17 protein-coding genes and 1 tRNA gene are annotated in these 18378 nt (G+C 64.5%); 5 read left to right on the forward strand and 13 right to left on the reverse strand.

Features of this window, described 5'->3' with window-relative positions:
- Positions 1–6 precede the first annotated feature (6 nt).
- The 10 genes from CS1BSM3_RS26700 to CS1BSM3_RS26745 form a co-directional block, all read right to left on the reverse strand.
- Positions 7–930, reverse strand: a complete 924-nt coding sequence (locus CS1BSM3_RS26700; protein ID WP_072393278.1) for a LysR family transcriptional regulator — start codon at positions 928–930, stop codon at positions 7–9.
- Positions 931–1226: 296 nt separating this feature from the next.
- Positions 1227–2141, reverse strand: a complete 915-nt coding sequence (locus CS1BSM3_RS26705) for an NAD(P)-dependent oxidoreductase (protein WP_072393281.1) — start codon at positions 2139–2141, stop codon at positions 1227–1229.
- Positions 2134–2523: a carboxymuconolactone decarboxylase family protein gene (locus CS1BSM3_RS26710; protein WP_072393284.1), complete on the reverse strand. Its 390-nt coding sequence runs from the start codon at positions 2521–2523 to the stop codon at positions 2134–2136. Before CS1BSM3_RS26710 ends, CS1BSM3_RS26705 begins: the two co-directional genes overlap by 8 nt.
- Before the next feature lie 74 nt (positions 2524–2597).
- Complete coding sequence (locus tag CS1BSM3_RS26715) at positions 2598–4055, reverse strand: MmgE/PrpD family protein (protein ID WP_072394663.1); 1458 nt, start codon at positions 4053–4055, stop codon at positions 2598–2600.
- Positions 4056–4270: 215 nt separating this feature from the next.
- A complete protein-coding gene (locus CS1BSM3_RS26720; protein WP_210188833.1) occupies positions 4271–5098 on the reverse strand; it encodes an N-acyl homoserine lactonase family protein in 828 nt (275 codons plus the stop codon).
- Between the two features lie 35 nt (positions 5099–5133).
- Positions 5134–5910 (reverse strand): enoyl-CoA hydratase/isomerase family protein, encoded by a 777-nt coding sequence (locus tag CS1BSM3_RS26725; RefSeq protein ID WP_072393287.1) that lies wholly within the window; start codon positions 5908–5910, stop codon positions 5134–5136.
- A gap of 36 nt (positions 5911–5946) precedes the next feature.
- Positions 5947–7077: an acyl-CoA dehydrogenase family protein gene (locus CS1BSM3_RS26730; RefSeq protein WP_072393290.1), complete on the reverse strand. Its 1131-nt coding sequence runs from the start codon at positions 7075–7077 to the stop codon at positions 5947–5949.
- 57 nt (positions 7078–7134) lie between these two features.
- A complete protein-coding gene (locus tag CS1BSM3_RS26735) occupies positions 7135–7926 on the reverse strand; it encodes an SDR family NAD(P)-dependent oxidoreductase (RefSeq protein ID WP_083528929.1) in 792 nt (263 codons plus the stop codon).
- Positions 7927–8124: 198 nt separating this feature from the next.
- Positions 8125–8201 (reverse strand) — tRNA-Arg (locus CS1BSM3_RS26740).
- 59 nt (positions 8202–8260) lie between these two features.
- Positions 8261–9100, reverse strand: a complete 840-nt coding sequence (locus tag CS1BSM3_RS26745) for a DUF2189 domain-containing protein (RefSeq protein WP_072393293.1) — start codon at positions 9098–9100, stop codon at positions 8261–8263.
- A 244-nt stretch (positions 9101–9344) separates the two neighbouring features.
- On the opposite strand from CS1BSM3_RS26745, the gene CS1BSM3_RS26750 reads away from it, so the two are divergent.
- The 3 genes from CS1BSM3_RS26750 to CS1BSM3_RS26760 all read left to right on the forward strand — a co-directional run bounded on the left by CS1BSM3_RS26750 (position 9345) and on the right by CS1BSM3_RS26760 (position 12026).
- Positions 9345–9923 carry a thiamine pyrophosphate-dependent enzyme gene (locus tag CS1BSM3_RS26750; RefSeq protein ID WP_072393295.1) on the forward strand — a complete coding sequence of 193 codons (579 nt, stop codon included), beginning with the start codon at positions 9345–9347 and terminating at the stop codon, positions 9921–9923.
- A gap of 68 nt (positions 9924–9991) precedes the next feature.
- Positions 9992–10765: an HpcH/HpaI aldolase family protein gene (locus CS1BSM3_RS26755; protein WP_072393298.1), complete on the forward strand. Its 774-nt coding sequence runs from the start codon at positions 9992–9994 to the stop codon at positions 10763–10765.
- Positions 10755–12026, forward strand: a complete 1272-nt coding sequence (locus CS1BSM3_RS26760) for an MFS transporter (protein WP_072393301.1) — start codon at positions 10755–10757, stop codon at positions 12024–12026. The genes CS1BSM3_RS26755 and CS1BSM3_RS26760 overlap by 11 nt, the downstream gene beginning before the upstream one ends.
- A 159-nt stretch (positions 12027–12185) precedes the next feature.
- Here CS1BSM3_RS26760 and CS1BSM3_RS26765 read toward each other — a convergent pair whose 3' ends face one another.
- Genes CS1BSM3_RS26765 through lpdA form a run of 3 tightly spaced genes read right to left on the reverse strand, consistent with a single transcriptional unit; the run spans position 12186 to position 15015 of the window.
- Positions 12186–12899 (reverse strand): DUF1028 domain-containing protein, encoded by a 714-nt coding sequence (locus tag CS1BSM3_RS26765; protein WP_072393304.1) that lies wholly within the window; start codon positions 12897–12899, stop codon positions 12186–12188.
- A gap of 33 nt (positions 12900–12932) precedes the next feature.
- Positions 12933–13559: a glutathione S-transferase family protein gene (locus tag CS1BSM3_RS26770; protein ID WP_072393307.1), complete on the reverse strand. Its 627-nt coding sequence runs from the start codon at positions 13557–13559 to the stop codon at positions 12933–12935.
- Positions 13560–13569: 10 nt separating this feature from the next.
- Positions 13570–15015, reverse strand: coding sequence for a dihydrolipoyl dehydrogenase (gene lpdA / locus CS1BSM3_RS26775; RefSeq protein WP_072393310.1), 1446 nt, complete (start codon positions 15013–15015; stop codon positions 13570–13572).
- Positions 15016–15501: 486 nt separating this feature from the next.
- Between lpdA and CS1BSM3_RS26780 the strand changes: the two genes are divergently transcribed.
- On the forward strand, positions 15502–16209 hold the full coding sequence (locus tag CS1BSM3_RS26780; protein ID WP_072393313.1) for a response regulator transcription factor: 708 nt from the start codon (positions 15502–15504) through the stop codon (positions 16207–16209).
- Positions 16210–16429: 220 nt separating this feature from the next.
- Positions 16430–18319, forward strand: a complete 1890-nt coding sequence (locus CS1BSM3_RS26785) for a stimulus-sensing domain-containing protein (RefSeq protein ID WP_072393316.1) — start codon at positions 16430–16432, stop codon at positions 18317–18319.
- Positions 18320–18378 lie beyond the last annotated feature (59 nt).

The raw sequence follows: 18378 nt of genomic DNA on the forward strand, positions 1-18378 counted from the left end.
ATTTTGTCAGAGGCGCGGGGACCATTGCCCCGATCGCAGCATGGCGCGGGCTTGACTTCGCACTGTCTGAGCAAGCGCACGCGACGCTTCGGTGGAAGGCCGCAACGTCGACGAAGCTAGGATAAGTTTCCTATTCATCGTCGGCTCGAGCCGCCAGTAGCGAATTCGGCCCGATGTGACGAGGTCATGCACGCAGGCATAGGAAAGCACCGTGTACGCGACACCGGATTCGACCAGCTTCAGCGTCGACGGCATGGCGTCTATCTCGATCCGAACGTTTGCAATCAGGCCACCGAGCCGGGCCAGAACCGTGTCGACGAGCAGGCGCAGTCCGTGCGGCCGGCTCGGCAGGATGAGTGGAATATCCTTGAGCGCCGCCGTCGGCACGACACCGTCGCCCACACCGAATGGGTCATTCATCGGACCAAGCAGGAAGAGCTCGTCGGTCAGGAGCTCGTCGGTCGATACGGTCCGGCTGTGCGGCGTGTCATAGAGAACGGCGACGTCGATGCGACCGGAAATCAGCCATTCCAGAACATGCGCACTGAAGCCCTCCATCACGCCCAGAAGGACATTCGGAAACTTCTGGCTGAAGCGCTGAACCAACGGGCCCGCGAGAGCTGCAGTAACCGAAGGCGGCATTCCGACGCTGACATGGCCGGAGGGAGACAGGCCGAGCGTGCCGATCTCGTATTCGGCGGCCGACCGCGCCTGCAGCATGGCCCGCGCGTACTTCTCCAGCAGTTTCCCGGCTTCAGTCAGCGCAACGCCGCGCCCGGTCCGATGATAGAGCTTGGCCCCGAGCGAATCCTCGAGCGCCTTGATCTGACGACTGAGCACGGGCTGAGCTACGGAAACTTTAGCTGCGGCGCGTGAGAACGCGCCGCAGTCTGTAATCGCTAGAAAGTACTCGAGCTGTCGCAGCTCCATGGGCAAGGTTCCGCTATTCTAGTGTGATGATCGAGAAATTCGCCACCTCCCAGGGCTGGGGCCGAGCGAATTTCTCGATCTGAATCACACTAGCCAGTCCACGATCCTAGTGTCCCTTTTGATGCCGAAGTTCGCGCGCGACACTAGCATCGAGGTGTGGCGAACTTCGGAATTGGGGCACTAGCGACTTGCCCGATGACCGGTTGGCGATGAGGTCAATAGCGAGCCCGCCTCAATAATAGCGGTCGTACTGCTATCTTGGGTAGCAGATCCTTGCACAACGGGCGTCGACTACATCAGGCAGGAGCTGTCAGATATCGATTGATCGCCGTGTGATCGGCCTTGTCGCCGAGCTCTTCGGCCGCCGCGTCCCACAATGAGGCACATTTCTCACCCAGCGGAACCGGCACGCCCAGCCGTTCGGCAAGATGCTGCGCAGTCCGAATATCCTTGGCCATCAGCCCGAGGAAGAAACCTGAATCGTAGCGTTCGGAGATGACGTACTGCTTCAGCTTCACCTCGGTCGAGTTGTTCTTTCCCGTCGAAGCATTCAGCACATCGACAAGCACCTCGGGGGCGACGCCGAACGTCTTGCCGACGTTCATGGCCTCGAGCGCGGCCACGAGCCCTGCTCCCGATACGTAATTGTTCAACGCTTTGACCGCGTGCCCCGAGCCGATTGGGCCAGTACGGAAGACGGCGCGGCCCATGGCTTTCAGCAACGGCTCGACGCGGTCGATCGTACTTCCCTCACCCCCGGCCATGATCGCCAGCGAGCCGTCGATGGCCCGCTTCACACCTCCCGAGACAGGCGCATCGACGAAGCCGAACCCTGCAGCGACCAATGCCTCTCCGATCTCGCGCGTCCCGATCGGATCGGATGAGCTCATCTCCACGATGATCGCGTCCTGACGCAGATGCGGCCGAATGGCATTCAGGACTTCACGCACGATGGCGCCGTTCGGCAGCATGGTGATAACGACCTGCGCCCCTTCGACGGCCGTCGTGAGCGAAGGCGCGATCTTGCCTCCGGTTTCGCGAGCGAAGAGCTCGCGCATCCCCTCGGCGACATCGAACCCGACGACATTGAAGCCCGCGCCGATGAGGCGGGCGCCCATCGGACGCCCCATATTGCCCAGTCCTACCAGCGCGACCTTGGCCGGCGGCGCAATCACGGTGGTCCTCGATGAGGGCGTTTCTGAATTACTCATCGCCCATTTCCTTGAACGCTTCCTTGGCAAGGCGGAAGCTGTCGATGCCCGCCGGCACGCCGGCGTAGACCGCGACCTGCAGGAAGATCTCCTTGATCTCGTCCTTCGTGAGGCCGTTCTTCCGGGCAGCCTTCACATGCAGCTTCAGCTCGTGAGGCCGGTTGAGCGCTGCGATCATGGCGAGGTTCACGATGCTGCGACTGCGGCGATCGAAGCCGGGCCGCGTCCAGAGTGCACCCCAACAGTAAGAAGTCGACCACTCGGCCATCGTGCGCGTGAACTCGTCGGCACCGGCAATCGACCGATTGACGTAGTCCTCGCCGAGAACCTCCTTGCGAACCGCAAGGCCCTTTTCGAACAAGCTGTCAGCGTCGTCTGTCATGTTTTCATCCTCAGCAAGCTGAAACGTGGAGTGCGATACGCTCTCCACCCCTTCAAATTCGGCACGCGGGCTTCTCAGCTCGCGGCCTCGGCCAGCAGGCTCTTCGGCCGACCGGACACGTCGCGCGGCACCAGCGGCGATACGACGTCGGCGGCGACATCGGAGATCTTCTCGAGCGCCAGAACATTCTCGATGACCTTCGAGATGGCCGCGTCATCGAGCCGATAGGCGGCGAAAGGCGCACACCTGCGGAACTTTGCAGCCACCTCTTCGACCGTCAGGGGATTGTCCGGGTGCCCCTTCTCGATCGTGCACACGCCAGCAATCGCCCGACCGTCTCTCAGCTTTGTGGTCAGGCGCGTTCCGAGCGGCGGCAAGCTCTCATCGAGATCCGCCGAGATGCGATCCATGAAACCACGCACGTCGGTCCGCGCGCGGGCTTGCGGCGTGTAGGCGTCGAGGAAGATCCCGCCGTCGTGCACAACCGTCGAGATGACGTAGGGCAAGCTGAATTGGCATTGCGGGACCGTCTCCGGCTTCCATTTCTCCGCCTTGGGGATTGCCACCACTGTCCAGTTCAGGCTGCCAACATCCAGGTGCATGCTCTCGACATCGCCGACGCTGAACTCGTGCTCTCGCATCTGCTCGAGCAAGAGATCGATGCCGGTGTGCGTGCACTTGCAGGCAGCGTGCGCCTTGAAGCTCGTGCGCATCATTTCCCAGCGCGCGCCGAGCTCGTGCGTGACCGCATCGAGATCGATGCGACCCTTTCGTGCAAAGAGGGCGTAGTAGCCGCGCTGCTCTCCCGCCAGGAATTCCTTGACCGGTCCCGTCACGCCGAACCGGCTCATCCGGCAGATGTTGATCGCATCCTGCGCGACGAAGCCATGATGGAACCTGATCATCGAGGCGCCTTCGTTGTACATCGAGGCGTCGTGCGGCTGCGTCATCAGCTTGGCGATGCCGAGCGCGTTCATCAGCTCAGCGTGGCTGAAGCCGAGCAGCTTGGCGGCTGCGGCCACCGCACCAAAAATGTAGTGCCCTCCGGCAGAGCCGCCGGGCTGCTCGATGCTTTTGAACGAGCAGCCAAGGCCCGTCCGGATCATGAGCTCCTGCGCAACGATGAACGCCGTCAGAAGCTCCCGTCCGCTCGTCTTATCCTTCAGCCCGGTCGCGGCGAGCAGCGTCGGCACGGTATACTCCGCGCCATGCCCGGCTTCGTAGTGCGTGTCGCCCATGTCCATGGCACGCGCCATCGGCGCCAGCGCGAATGCCGCCATCGCAGCCGGCACTTTCCCGCCGTAAAATGGAATGTGGCTCTCCGGCTTGCCGCCCTGATCACGCACGAAGGCAACGACATCGGCGATGCCGTCCATGCCGGAGCCGCCCATCGAAACGCCGATGATGTCGAGGATCTGCTTCTTGCCGAACTCCCGGACGTCCTTCGGCAGATCGTCGTAACTCGTCTCGACCACCATCCGACAGAGCGTCTCCATGGGGTCTTCGTCAGCGATCCGCTGGAATGTCCTCATGATCACCTAGTCTCCTCCGTCAAGCCATCCCGCCATATGCGGAGGCTTGCTCACGTTTGCTTTGCCGAACCCGGCCACGGCGGAACGGGACGCGCCTTACGCCGTCCGGCAATGTTTCCTGATCGAACCATATTCCGCCCACCGACACTGACCACGCGCGGCGCCGGCATAGCAGGGTGATCATTCGCCATATACCGACGTGGCATTTGCCCCCATCAGCGCGCCGCCCGGTCCGGGATCGGACGCAGCGGCGGCAGATCGAGACGCACGACGATGCCCGCAAGCTCTTCGCTCGCCGGCGGATAGCTCTCCATCACGAGCGTGTCGTGCCCTGGAATGAGATAGTCCAGGCTCGGTACAGTCGCGCGCACCTTCTCGTAGGAACGAAGCATCTGCGCGATGTCGACGGCCGCCACGAACGGCCGTTGCCGGCTAATGTTCTCGAAGAACGATGCCACGTCCCCCGCCAACGTGATCCAGCCGCGCTCGGTGTGGATCCGCAGGTACTGCAGTCCGACGCTGTGCCCCGGAGCTATGTCGATCTCGATGCCGGGCGCGAAGGTGAAAGCGCCGTCGTAGAGCTTCAGCCGCCGCGCGAAATTGAGCCTGACCAGATTGGCGATATCGTCGGCTTCATAGCCGGCGGCAAAGTAGCGGAAGCGCATGTCCGGGCCGACAGCGAACGCAAGCTCGCTCTGCTGGAGGTGGAACGTCGCTGCCGGCAGAAGGTCGATATTGCCGGCATGATCATAGTGAAGATGCGTGTGAATGACGTCCTTCACCTCTCCCGGCTCGATCCCGATCAGGCGCAGGGCTTCGATTGGGCAACGCAACAGCTTGCGCTTCCGCCGCGCCGCAACCTCAGCGGAAAATCCCGTATCGATCACGATCGTCCGACCCGCCCCGACGGCGACCCAGATGAAATAGTCCATGTCCATGCGCTCGTCGCGCGCATCGCCGCCGATGAAATGATCCGAGCGCCTGGCCTCTCGCGAGGCATACTTGATAGCGTAGAGGCGATACGTCGGCAGGCTCTCGGGCACTGATCTGCTCTCCTTACGCGCGAATCCGATCAGCCTTAGCGGCCGATGAAACGCGGCTTGCGCTTCTCGAAATGGGCCCGCAGGCCTTCTTCGTAATCGGCAGTCGCTTCGAGTGGGCGACGCAGGGTCTGGTTCAGCTCGGCTGCCGCATCGAACGGCAGGTCTGCCCCCGCGTTGAGAAGCTCCTTGGCAGCCGCGAACCCGAGCGGGCTCGTGCTGTCCGCAATCTTGCGCGCGAGCTCGAGGGCCGAGGGAAGCAGCTCCTCCCGTTTGACGACACTCTCGAGGATACCGAGTTTCAGCGCCTCGTCCGAGCCGACCTGGCGCGCCATGTAGAAGAACGGCCGGGCCGCCGCGCGACCGATCAAGCGGGGCAGGATGACAGCGCCGCCGGCGCCGGGAAAAGCGCCCAAGGTCATCTCGGGAAAGCCAAAGCGCGCTTGATCGCTGGCGATGCGAAGATCGCAGTAGAGCGCGAGTTCGAAGCCGCCGCCGACACACCAGCCGTTGACGGCGGCGACGAAAGCCTTCGGCGAGCGCCAGATGGCGTCGTTGACGCGCCACAGAGAAGTGGCCTGCGCCCACTTCTCATCGGCGCTCATGTCACGCCGCTCCTTGAGGTCGGCACCCGCGCAGAAAGCCCTGTCGCCGGCACCAGTGACGATGATGACCCGCGTGTCCGCATCTTGCTCGGCCGCGCGAACTTCCTCCAGAAGCCGCACCGCCAGCGCGCCCGACAAAGCGTTCATGGCCTCCGGGCGATTGAGGGTCAGGATCCGTACCGGCCCTTCCTGCGCGATCGTGAGTATCATGCTGTCCTAGCCTGTCCTTGGGAGCTGCCGACGCGCTCAGCGGTTGGAAAGCAGCTCGCGGGAGATGAGGAGCTTCTGGATCTCGTTCGTGCCGTCGTAGAGCTGGAACACCATCGCATCCCGGTAGAGCTTCTCCAGCGGGAAGTCGTTCAGGAACCCGTAGCCGCCGTGCATCTTGAGAGCCGCCGAGCAGACGCGCTCGCTCATCTGCGAGGCGAAGAGCTTCGCCATCGAGGCTTCACGCACGCAGCGAACGCCCGCATCCTTGAGCCGCCCCGCGTGGTAGTAGAGCTGCCGCGCACATTCGAGATCTGTCGCCATCTCCGCGAGCGTGAACGCGACCGCCTGATGTTGGGAGATCTTCTTGCCGAACGTCTCCCGCTCCTGGGAATAGCGCAGCGCCTCATCGAATGCGCGTTGGGCCACGCCGACCGCCTGGGCCGCAACGACGATGCGCTTCGTCTCGAGACCCGACAGCGCGATTTTCAGCCCATCGCCCAGCTCACCGAGGAGGTTTTCAGCCGGCACCTCCACATTCTCGAGCGAAATTTGGCAGGTGTCGTTCGTCCGGTGCCCAAGCTTCAGCTCTTCGCGAACAACGGTGTATCCAGGAGTATCGGTCGGCACGATAAATGCCGAAATCCCACGCCGGCCCGCCGCCGGGTCGCTCACGGCGATGACGAGCGAGATCTTCGCAGTCGCTCCCGAGGTTATGAACAGCTTGCTGCCGTTGATGACATAGCGGTCGCCGCGCAGCTCGGCGCGCGCGCGGAGGTTTGCAGCATCCGATCCCGCCTGCGGCTCCGTCAGCAGCATGCAGGCAATCTGCCGCCCTTCCGCGACCGGGCGAAGGTAGCGCTCCTTCTGCGCCTCCGTTCCGAATGCGAAGACGTTGTTGGCGAAGGAGTTCGTGGCATTGATGGTGTTGCAGATGCCCGCATCGCCGTAGCTGAGCTCCTCGGTCAGATACAGATACGAGAAGAAGTCGGCTCCGGCGCCGCCCCATTCCGAAGGTATGCCGACACCGTAGAAGCCGAAGCCCCCGAGCTTTTCCAGCGTCGCCTTCGGCACGATGTGCTGTCGGTCCCACTCCGCCGCATGGGGAATGATTTCCTCACGCACAAAATTGCGCACCATGTCGCGCATCGCGATCTGTTCGTCGGTCATTGTGGTCACGTTATCGTCTCTTGAAGCTTGGAGAGGGGCCGATCGGAGCTGGGCCAATCAGCCGGGCATCGCGAAACCGCCGTTCACGCTGCAGATCTGTCCGGTGATGTGACGCGCCCTGGTCGATGCCAGGAAGGTAACGAGGTCCGCGACATCGTTGGGTTGGCCAATCCGCCGGACCGGATAGACACGGCGAACTTTCTCCTCGCGCGCGGCGACAGCCTCCGCTCCGAGCTTTGCCTCGAGGCGGCCGAGCATTTCACGACGCAGCGGCGTGTCTGTTGCTGCCGGCGACACCGCGTTCACGGTTACTCCATGGCGGCCGACTTCACGGGCCAAGGATTTGGTGAAGGAGATCAGGCCGCCCTTCGCGCTCGAATAGGCCACTTCCTTCTCCTGACCGACCCTCGCCGCGTCCGACACGATATTCACAATTCGACCGTGGGTGCGCCCTATCATCCCCTGAAGAACGCTCCGCGTGCAATGCATCGCGCCAAACAATCCGACGGCGATCTCCCGCTCGCAGTCTTCCGGCCGGCTCTCCACGAACGGCGTATTGTTCACCATGATCGCCGCATTGTTCACGAGAACATCAAGGCGCCCGAACCGGTCATGAACCTCGCCGATGGAAGCCCTTACGTCGTCCAGCCGCGTGACGTCGAAGGGAGCGGCCATCGCCGGTACGCCGGTAGGCCGCAGCAGTTCGAGCGTCTCCTGGCACCGCTCGCGCGTGAGATCGTTGACGGCGACCGCGGCCCCCTCGGCCGCAAATGCAAGGGCGATCGCCTGTCCGATCCCCGATCCTGCCCCGGTAACGAGAACAGCTTGTCCTTTGAGTTCCAGATCCATATGCGCCGTCTTTTTTGGGAAGCACAGAACCTGCTCGTATTCCCTCCCCAATGTTTGCGCCACGCATAGCAGACTGCACACGGCCTACATACCGATCGGCAGGCCTGTATCTTTCACGATCGCCCTGCGGGCCATCGCGGTAGCGGCGCCCAATATCACGCGCCGTTTTGGCAATTTTCTCGCGTTCGGGTGAGGATTTGGCGATCCCGGCAGGATTCGAACCTGCGACCCCCAGATTAGGAATCTGGTGCTCTATCCGGCTGAGCTACGGGACCGGTTGGCACGCCGAGCCCGCCCGGCGGCGGCCCACACTTGCGCGATTGAGCGCCCGAGGTCAAGGCGCCGGCAACGGGCCGCCGATCCGGTCGTCCGTCACGACGACGAGCGCGCGGAAGGCGTGCCAGGTTGCATGGCCGATCAACGGGAACAGAAGGACCAAGCCGAGGAAGAGCGTTGCGCAGCCGAACGCCATGAAGCCGCCGATGAGGCCCGCCCAGAGCAGCATGGGCTTGGGATTTTGGCGCACGGCCGCAACGCTCGCTGCCGCCGCCGATATCGCGTCGATCCTGTGCACGAGCAGCAGCGGTACGGCGATGACCGACACGGCATAGACGGTGGCGGCAAGCACCCCGCCGACAAGTGACCCGACGATCAGCAGGCCGAGGCCCGAGGGCGTGAACAGGAGACGCGTGAGGAACTCGGATGGTGGCGGCAGTCCGGCACCTCCAAGGAAGAGGACGAGGAGGACGAAGGCGAGCTCCAGCCAGACGAGGAAAATCACCATGAGGCCGACGCCGAAGAAGCCGAGTTGCCCCTTGGCGCGAAGACCCGCGCCAATGACATCGCCAAGCTCGATGTGTTCGCCGGCCTCGAGACGCCGGCTCGTTTCATAGAGCCCGACCGCGAGGAGCGGGCCGACCAGCAGGAAGCCGCCAGCGAGCGCGGGCACCAGGGATTGCCAATTGGCGAGCGTCAGCCCGAGGAGCAGCCCACCCGCAACGATCGCGAAAGCAGCCCCATAGGCGAGCGAGATGTGCGGCACGCGCCAGAGGTCGTTCCAGCCTGCGGCGAGCCAGGCCCAAGGTGCATCGAAGGGCACGCGGCGAATCGCGACGGCCGTTCGAGGCAGCGCGAGCGGCGCGGCAGCGCGTTCGGAAAGTATGTCTTCCGTCATCCGAGGCGGCTCCCTCCCAGGGCATGGGCATGCTTTTGTACCGTATGCCCTGCCGCTCAGCCATGGTGCTTGATGGAGATCAATCCAGGGTCGACCTATGATAGCCGCGACGGGAACGCATGGGCGTGCGCACGCGCCAAGCTTGCCCCTCGGCACCTGATCGCGCCATTCTGTCCACGGGACGCCCTATTCCACAGCCGCCGACAGCCGATCGGCGGCACCTCCCGGGAGAGCCGAGACAACCATGCCCCTCGACCGCAATCATGCCGTGCCGGCCCTCGTCGGCAATCCAGCCGACTTCCTGATGATCGCCGGACTCGCCGGGACAGCCTACGAGCTCGCGTCGATCACCAACGACGGCGACAACCTCTACGCCCTCGGCGGCGCCATGGGCGCGGCCCTCTCCATGGGGCTCGGGCTGGCGCTCGCTCAGCCGAAACGGCGCGTGCTCGTTGCGACGGGCGACGGCGAGTTGCTGATGAACGTCAGCACGCTGGCCACGGTCGGTGCGCTGCAGCCGCCTAACCTTTCCATCCTGTGCGTGGACAATGGCCACTACGGCGAGACCGGCTACCAGAAAAGCCACACGAGCCTCGGCGTGGATCTCGAGCGCATGGCCATCGGCGCCGGCATCGGCTCGACCATGACCATCGAGCGCGAAGACCAGCTCGCGGCCGGCGCGCGGATGCTGCGCGAGAGCAATGGGACGTCCTTCGTCCTCGTGAAGGTCTCGACCGTCGATGCGCCGAAGGACAAGCTCTCGCTCGACGGCGGCGCCAACCGCGTGCGTTTCCGTCAGGCGCTGCTTCGCGCCGCGCGCTGAGCCGGCGCCCGATCCCGCATAAGAACAAAGACTGCCGGCCAACGCGCCAGTGGGGAGGAACGCAGACCATGGCCCGCAAGTCCCTGCGCCAGCGCGTGCTCGCGGGCGAGACGGTGCTCGGCAGCATGATGTTCGAGCTGCTCGGCCCCGCGATCCCGCAGCTCCTCGTGAACGCGGGCGCCGAGTACGTCATCTACGACATGGAGCACACGGGCACGTCGCTCGAGACCATCAAGATGCAGATTTCTTACTGCCGAGGGCTGCCGATTGCGCCCATGGCGCGCGTGCCGCGCGGCGAGTACCACTTCCTCGCCCGCGCGCTCGACATCGGCTGCCACGGCGTCATGGTCCCGATGGTGGAGAGCGAGGCGCAGGCCCGCGCAATCGTGGAAGCAACGCACTATCCTCCGCGCGGCCGCCGTGGCGCCGCCTTCGGCTTTGCTCATGACGATTACGCGGGCGGAGATCCGAAGGCGAAAATGCGCACGGCCGATGCGCGCACGCTGGTCATCGCGCAGATCGAGACCGAGCGCGGCCTCGAGCAGGTGGAGGCGATCGCGGCAGTCGACGGCATCGATGTGCTCTGGGTCGGCCACTTCGATCTCACGAATTTCCTCGGCATTCCGGGACAGTTCGACAATCCGATTTACGTGAAGGCTGTCGATCGGATCGTCACGGCGGGCCGCAAGCACCAGAAGGGCCTCGGCTTCATGGCGGCCAGCGCCGACTGGGCGCGCCAATACAAGAAGCTCGGCTTCAATATGCTCGCAGCGGGGCCGGACCAGGCACTGTTCGAGGCGGGCGTGCGCGGCATCCTTTCGAGCGTGGAGGATGGGCGATGACGGTCGAGGCGACGAGGTGAGCGACCGCCGCCCCAATCCGTCGGCAGAAAGCGCGCCGCAATACGCGACGCTCAAGGCGTTCAATGTCGCGCTCATCACGCTCGTCGGGTCATCGACGCTCGCGCTCTCCCTCGCCGTGCTGGCGCCGATGATGATGGCGACGGCCGGGATGCCGCCAGCCGCCTTCGGGTGGATCAGCGGCGCCTCGGGCCTCGGCTCGGTGTGGCTCTATATGGCCAACTCGGCCTTCACGGTGCCACTCGGCCCGGTCCGGGCTCTCATGGTGGCCGCGCTCGTCGCGACGGCCGGCGCAGCCCTGATCATGTCCGGCTCGTACGCGCTGATGATCGCCGGTGCCATCCTGATCGGCTTTGCCTATGCGACGACGACGCCGGCCGGCAGCCAGATCCTCGCCGACAACACGCCGCCGTCGAAACGCAACCGCATCTTCTCACTCCGCCAGACGGGTGTTCCGCTCGGCGGCGTCATCGCGGGCGTCGCCGGGAGCGCGCTCGCTGCGCAATACGGCTGGCGGGGCGCGCTTGGCGTCTTCGTCGTCTTTCTGCTCGTGGCCAGCAGCATCCTCTTTCTCGCGCCGCGGCACTTCAACGAGAGCCGCCCGCGCACGGCATTCAGGTTCGGCAAGCTGTTTGCGCTCTCGAACCTGCGTCAGCCGTTCCTGACGCTCGCCGCGATTCCAGGGCTGAGGATCATTGCGCTCGCGAGCATCGGCTTTGCGAGCGTGCAGGGCGTGCTGAACGCCTTCTTCGTCACGTTTCTCGCCAATGGCCTCGGCTATGACCTGAAGCTCGCGGGGCTGCTGTTCGCGTTGAACCAGGCCCTGAGCGTTGCCGGGCGCGTGGTCTATGGCTTCATCGCCGATGCCTTCGGCTCGCCGCGTCCGGTGCTGTGCGGCCTCTCCGTCCTCTCGGCAGCGTCGGCGATCGCAATAGCATGCCTGGGGAGTGGCTGGTCGATGGCTGCGCTGATCGCGGTGGCGGCCTTCTCCGGCATTTCGGTTGCGACGTGGAACGGCCTGTTCATGGCCGAGGTCGCGGGCCTTGCGCCGGAACGGGCCAGCGAGGCCAGTGCCGGCTCGACGTTCTTCGTGTTTGCGACGTACGTCGTGATCCCACCCATTGCCGGCGTCGTGATCACGTGGTTCGGATATCGCGCGGCATTCGTCATGGCCGCGGTATGCGTCGCGATTGCAGGTGTCGTGCTGGCGATCGGCTGGCGCGGCAAGATGCGCGGCGGCTAGTGTGATGATCGAGAAATTCGCCACATCTCGCGGCACGGCATCGAGCGAATTTCTCGATCTGAATCACACTAGCAAGTTTATGATTCTAGTGTCCCTTATGATTCCGAAGTTCGCTCGGGGCGCCAGCATCGAGGTATGGCGAACTTCGGAATCGGGACACTAGCGGTAGCCCTCATCGATCGAGCGCTTGATCGCGGCATCGAGCTCCGCGCGGTCGATGATCCCAGTCAGATTGTCCCGCGTCGGGCCAAAGCGGCGCGCATGAATGGCGCGCTCGCGCGAGACCAGCTCCAGGCGAGCGAGCTCGGCCAGCGGATCAGCATGATCATCGACGCGGATGTCGAGCATGGGAGAGTCTTCCTCATCGTGCACGAGGAGTGCTGCCGACTGGCGCCCGCGCTTGTCCCCACCCGCCGCCTCGCCGGCCTGCATGGCGCGAATGAGCCGTTCGGGCAATGGTAAGTCCGCGCCGGCCTCGTAGGCGTCCGCCGTTGCCTCGATCACCTGGGGACCTGCGAGCATGTTGCCGGCGATCGAGATCGTCGCGCGCTGAAGGTGGCCGCACCAGTCGATGCACGCCGCACCGGTCGCGGCAGCAAAGCGCCCCTCGCGGTCCATGATGTGGACCTGGCGGTGGTCGCGCCCTTCGTCGGCCATCATGAGCATGCGAACGACATCATCGGCCGACCCGCCTGCCGTCAGCAGCGCGAGGCCTCGCGGCCCGAAGAATGGATTGGTCAGCGCCTGCGTGCACACGGCACCGATGCCGGTCCGCAAATGCGGCACGCGAGCCCCCACGGCAAAATTGCACGTCGCGACCGCAATACCAATGCGGCCACTCGCGGGATCCCGCGCGATGATCGACCAAGTCATGCCACTTCCCCCAAGCCTTCGCGGCCTGCGGATTTAGGCTGTGCCGTGCGCCACTGCAAGCGCTCGCGCAACGGCTGGACGTTCCTTCATGCGTGCGAAGTGATCGGCGACGCGCGGGAACTGCGCGATGTCGACCTTGTCCTGCTTGAGCCAGCCGGAAACTGTGAACAGATAGGCGTCCGCAATCGAGTAATTCTCACCCATGACCCATGGGCCACGAAACATGCGGCTTTCGATGACTTCGTAAAAGTCCGTCATGTTCTGCTGAACCTTGGCCTTCATGGACTCGAGCGCCGCCGGATCGTCCGCCCAGCGTGAGCCCCTGATGCCGTGCGAATGACCTGGATGCACCGTCGAGCACATATAGCTGTTGAAGGCCTGGACTTCGGCAAAGGCAAAGGAGTCATCAAGCGGCGCAAGCCCACTCGCCGGATGCGTAGCGGCGACATACGCCAGGATCGCGGGAGTCTCCGTGATGACGCCGCGAGCCGTGACGAGCACAGGCACGCGCCCCTTCGGATTCATCGCAAGATAGTCGGGCGTGCGCTGCTGGCTCGTCTTGAAATCGACGCGAATGGCCTCGTAGTCGGCGCCTGCTTCCTCGAGCGCGATGTGCGAGGCCAGCGAGCACGTGTGCGGCGCGTAGTAGAACTTCATCATCTCATTGCCCTCAAGTGTGGATGACGCGGCCGAAGGCGTCGAGCACGCTCTCGTGCATCATCTCAGAGAGCGTCGGGTGCGGGAAGACGGTGTGGATCAGCTCCTCCTCCGTCGTCTCGAGGCCCATGGCAATGACGAAGCCCTGGATCAGCTCGGTTACCTCGGCGCCGATCATATGCGCGCCGATGAGCTGGCCGGTCTTGGCATCGAAGATCGTTTTCACGAGGCCGTCGGGCTCGCCGAGCGCAATAGCCTTGCCGTTGCCGACGAATGGGAAGCGCCCGACCTTGATCTGGCGCCCCTGCTCCTTGGCCTTGGCTTCCGTGAGGCCGACGCTTGCGACTTGCGGATGACAGTACGTGCAGCCCGGGATCTGCAGCTTGTCCATGGCGTGCGTGTGGAGGCCTTTGATGGTCTCGACGCAGATGACGCCTTCGTGCTCGGCCTTGTGCGCCAGCATGGGCGGCCCGGCGACGTCGCCGATGGCATAGATGCCGGCCACGTTCGTGCGGCCGAGGCCATCCGTGACGATCGTTCCGCGCTCGACTTTCACGCCGAGCTTCTCGAGCCCGAGGCCCTCGACGTTGCCGACGACGCCCACGGCCGAGATCACCTTCTCGAACTCGGCGGTCGTGCGCTTGCCCTTGTCGTCCTCGATCGTCGCGATGACCTTGTCACTCTTCTTGTCGAGCGCAACCACCTTCGCGCCGGTCATGATCTTCATGCCCTGGCGCTCGAAGCGCTTCCTTGCCAGCGCCGCGATCTCGGCATCCTCGACGGGGAGGATCTGCGGCAGCAGCTCGACCACCGTCACCTCGCTGCCCATGGTCCGATAGAAGGAGGCGAACTCGATGCCGATGGCGCCGGAGCCGACGACGAGCAGCGACTTCGGCATGGTCTGCGGCAGCATGGCCTCGAAATAGGTCCACACCTGCTTGCCGTCCGGCTCGAGGCCGGGGAGCACGCGGGGACGTGCGCCGGTCGCGATGATGATGTGCTTGGCCTCATAAGTGCCGGCACCGAGCGTGCCGGCCGGCGGCGGCACCTGCGGCTGCATGGGCGCCTTCTTCGTCGCGCTCACCTGGACGCGGCCCGGCCGCTCGATCACGGCCTCGCCCCAGATGACCGAGACCTTGTTCTTCTTCATGAGGAAGCCGATGCCGCCATTGAGGCGCTTCGAAACATCCCGCGAGCGCTGAACGACGCCCGCCGTATCGACCGTGAGCTTCCCTTCAAGCTTGAGGCCATAGTCCTTGGCGTGCGTCCCGTAGTGGTAGATTTCGGCCGAGCGCAGCAGGGCCTTCGCCGGGATGCACCCCCAGTTAAGGCAGATACCGCCCATGTGCTCGCGCTCGACGATGCCGACTTTGAAGCCGAGCTGCGCGGCGCGGATTGCCGCCACGTAGCCGCCGGGGCCGGCGCCGATGATGAGGATGTCGAAGCTGGTGGCGGTCATGCGAGGCGTTTCCTGAACAGGGATCGTATGCGATCCCTCCGGCGTGACGCCGCGGGACCTATGCACGGCATTCAACCGGATGGCAGGCGCCGCGCCAAGCCCTCAGTTGCTCTCATGAAAAATGCCTCCTCTGCAGGCGCGGCAGACGGCCGCATTACGTGGTCCAGGCCGGCAGCAGGAGGATGCAGCAACTCCGCCGAAGGGATTTTGACCTTTAGCGTCATTGGGATAAGAGTAGCGAGCCCCCGCGCGAGCACGGCCGGAAAAGGTCGGCGTGTCATACGGGGGCGGCGCATTACGGTGAGACTGTGCAAAAGTGCGGCGCACGTCCCGCAGGGGCGTGCTAGCCTTAGCGAGCTCTCCCCGGGGAGAGCATATTCATCCGCCGTTCAAGGGCGGGGCGCAACGCTCTGCGCCGTCACAATTCGCCCATGCTGACGCCATAGAGGCTCGAAAGCGTACGTCCACAGCCAGGATGTCGAGGTCATGAAAGAGAAGAGCACGATCGCCCTCGTCGATGACGAGCGCAACATCCTCACTGCGCTCCGCATGGCGCTCGAGGCCGAGGGCTACAAGGTGCGCACGTATCCCGACGGTGCGGCTGCCCTCGAGGCGCTGACCGAGGAGCCGGCGGACCTTGGCATCTTCGATATCAAGATGCCCCGCATGGACGGCATGGAGCTTCTCCGCCGCGTCCGCCAGCAGTCCGACATGCCGGTGATCTTCCTCACGTCGAAGGACGAGGAGATCGACGAGCTGTTCGGCCTCAAGATGGGCGCCGACGACTACATCGCAAAGCCGTTTTCGCAGCGGCTGGTGGTCGAGCGCGTGAAGGCCGTGCTCCGCCGCGCCCAGGCGAAGGACGGCACGGCGCCGCCGACCGAAGCAGCCCGCATTCTCGAGCGCGGCAAGCTCCGCCTCGATCCCGAGCGTCACACCTGCCACTGGGACAACCGCCCGGTCACGCTGACCGTCACCGAGTTCCTGATCCTGCAGGCGCTCGCGACCCGCCCCGGCGTCGTCAAGACGCGCGACGCGCTGATGGACGCGGCCTACGACGACCAAGTCTATGTGGACGACCGCACGATCGACAGCCACATCAAGCGCCTGAGAAAGAAATTCAAGCAGGTGGACGACGATTTCGATGTGATTGAAACACTTTACGGGGTCGGCTATCGCTTCAAGGAGACCTGATAGGGTCCGCCGCCGACGCGGGTAATGTGCTGTTGCTGGCACAAGGGCACGTGCTGTGTAATATCGCCCGCAGGGTTCGGCGAACTCAGTCTGCGCCAAGGAAACTTCGACGCTAAGTTCAGCGCAAGACTGATCAAGGTCTCATGCCGCAGGGAGGCCAACCAAGGGCCCCGCGGCCGGCACACCGGGCTGGTGGCCGCGAGAGCGAGGGGAACAGTGAATGGCTCTTGAAGGCGACCGCATGTGGCAGGTCCCGGCGTCGGATGACGACGCTGGCACCATTGCCAAGCGGGCGCCGCGCGCCCCATGGCTTGCTGCCACCTGGCGGCGCACAGTCGATGTCTGGCGCTTTCTCGACGCGCATGGGCCACTGCGCAAGCTGTTCTCGACGCTCGCGCGGCGCATTGTCCTCGCCAACCTGCTCGGCCTCATCGTGCTCGTCGGCGGCATGGTCTGGCTCAGCCAGCAGCACGCGTGGCTCATTACCGCGAAGTATGAAAGCCTCAAGGTCCAGGGCGAGATCATTGCCTCGGCGATCGCCTCGAGCGCACTCGTTGAGCGCGAAGGGCGGCTCGCGTTCGATCCTGAAAGGCTCCCCGAGCTCGATGGCGTGCGCGTGCCGTTCCGCGATGACGGCTTCGCGGCCATGGAGCTGTCGCTGCGCCATGAGCGCGTCATTCCGGTTCTGCGGCGCCTGATCCACCCGACGCACAACACCCGCGCCCGCATCTATGACCGCAACGGCAAGCTGATCGTCGATTCGAGCGACCTGCAGGACCTGCAGTTCCCCCTGCCGCTCGATCCGAGCGACGTGCGCACTCCCGAGACGCCTCAAGCCGACCCAGGCGAGCGCGTGAAGGTGAAGAATTTCTGGACCCGTCTTTCGGGGCTGTTCGACCGCTCGGACCTGCCGATCTACCGTGAGATCGGGCGCAATGCGAACGGCACCAGCTACCCGGAGGTCCGCCAGGCGCTCAGGGGTGCGGCACTGCCGCCGATGCTGCTCCTGACCGACGACCAGGAAAAGATCGTGTCGCTGGCCGTGCCGATCCAGCGGCGCAATGCGATCCTCGGCGCGCTCCTGCTCTCGACGCGACCGGGCGAGATCGACGAGATCATCGCCAACGAGCGCTCCGCCATGGCCATGCTGGTGCTGCTCGCCCTTGCGGCATCGGTGCTCGCCTCTTTGCTGCTCGCGCGCACGATCGCAGGCCCGATGCGCCGCCTGTCGGAGGGCGCCGAGAGCGTCAGCCGCAGCATTCATGCTCATAGCCAGCTTCCCGACTTCGGCAAGCGCCAGGACGAAGTCGGCCAGCTCTCCAATGCCGTGCACAGCATGACGCGCTCGCTCTACCGCCGTATCGAGTCGAGCGAGAAGTTCGCGGCCGATGTGGCGCACGAGCTCAAGAACCCGCTGACCGCAGCCCAGGTCATGGCGCAGTCTCTGCACTACGCCCGAACGCCCGAGCAGCGCGAGCAGGTCGTTCAGCAGGTCCTCGGTGAGCTGAAGCGCCTCAACCGTCTCATTACGGACGTCGCCAACACCTCGCGCCTCGATGCCGAGCTCGCCCTTCAGAAGACAACCCCCGTCGACATTCGCGGCATCCTGCGATCCGTCGTCGAGACCTTCCGCGGGACGATCGAGGACGACCGGCAGCGCGTCGAGCTCGATATCCAGGACGCGCAGGGACGCCCCGACGCCTTTATCGTCAATGCGCACGAATCCAATCTCGGCCGCGTCGTGACGAACCTCTTGGACAATGCCCTCTCCTTCTCGCCGCTGGGCGGCACCGTGAGCGTGCGTGCGGCAATGCAGGCGGATGAGGTCGAGTTCTCCGTCAGTGACGAGGGCCCGGGCGTCCCACCGGAAAGCATCGACAAGATCTTCGAGCGCTTCTACTCGGACCGCCCGCAGAGCGATCGGACGCAGGGCAAGAATTCCGGCCTCGGCCTATCCATCTCGCGCGAGATCGTCAGTGCACACGGCGGGCACATCTGGGCCGAGAACCGCGTCGAGGACGGCCAGATCGTCGGCGCGTGCTTCAAGGTCCGCCTCCCTGTCGCACACGTCCGCGCGGGCGGATGGCGTCAGAGAAAAGACACCACCTAGTGTGATGATCGCGAAATTCGCCACCTCTCGCGGCACCGTATCGAGCGAATTTCTCGATC

The organism is Hyphomicrobium sp. CS1BSMeth3 (assembly GCF_900117415.1).
In the GTDB taxonomy this organism is placed as follows: domain Bacteria; phylum Pseudomonadota; class Alphaproteobacteria; order Rhizobiales; family Hyphomicrobiaceae.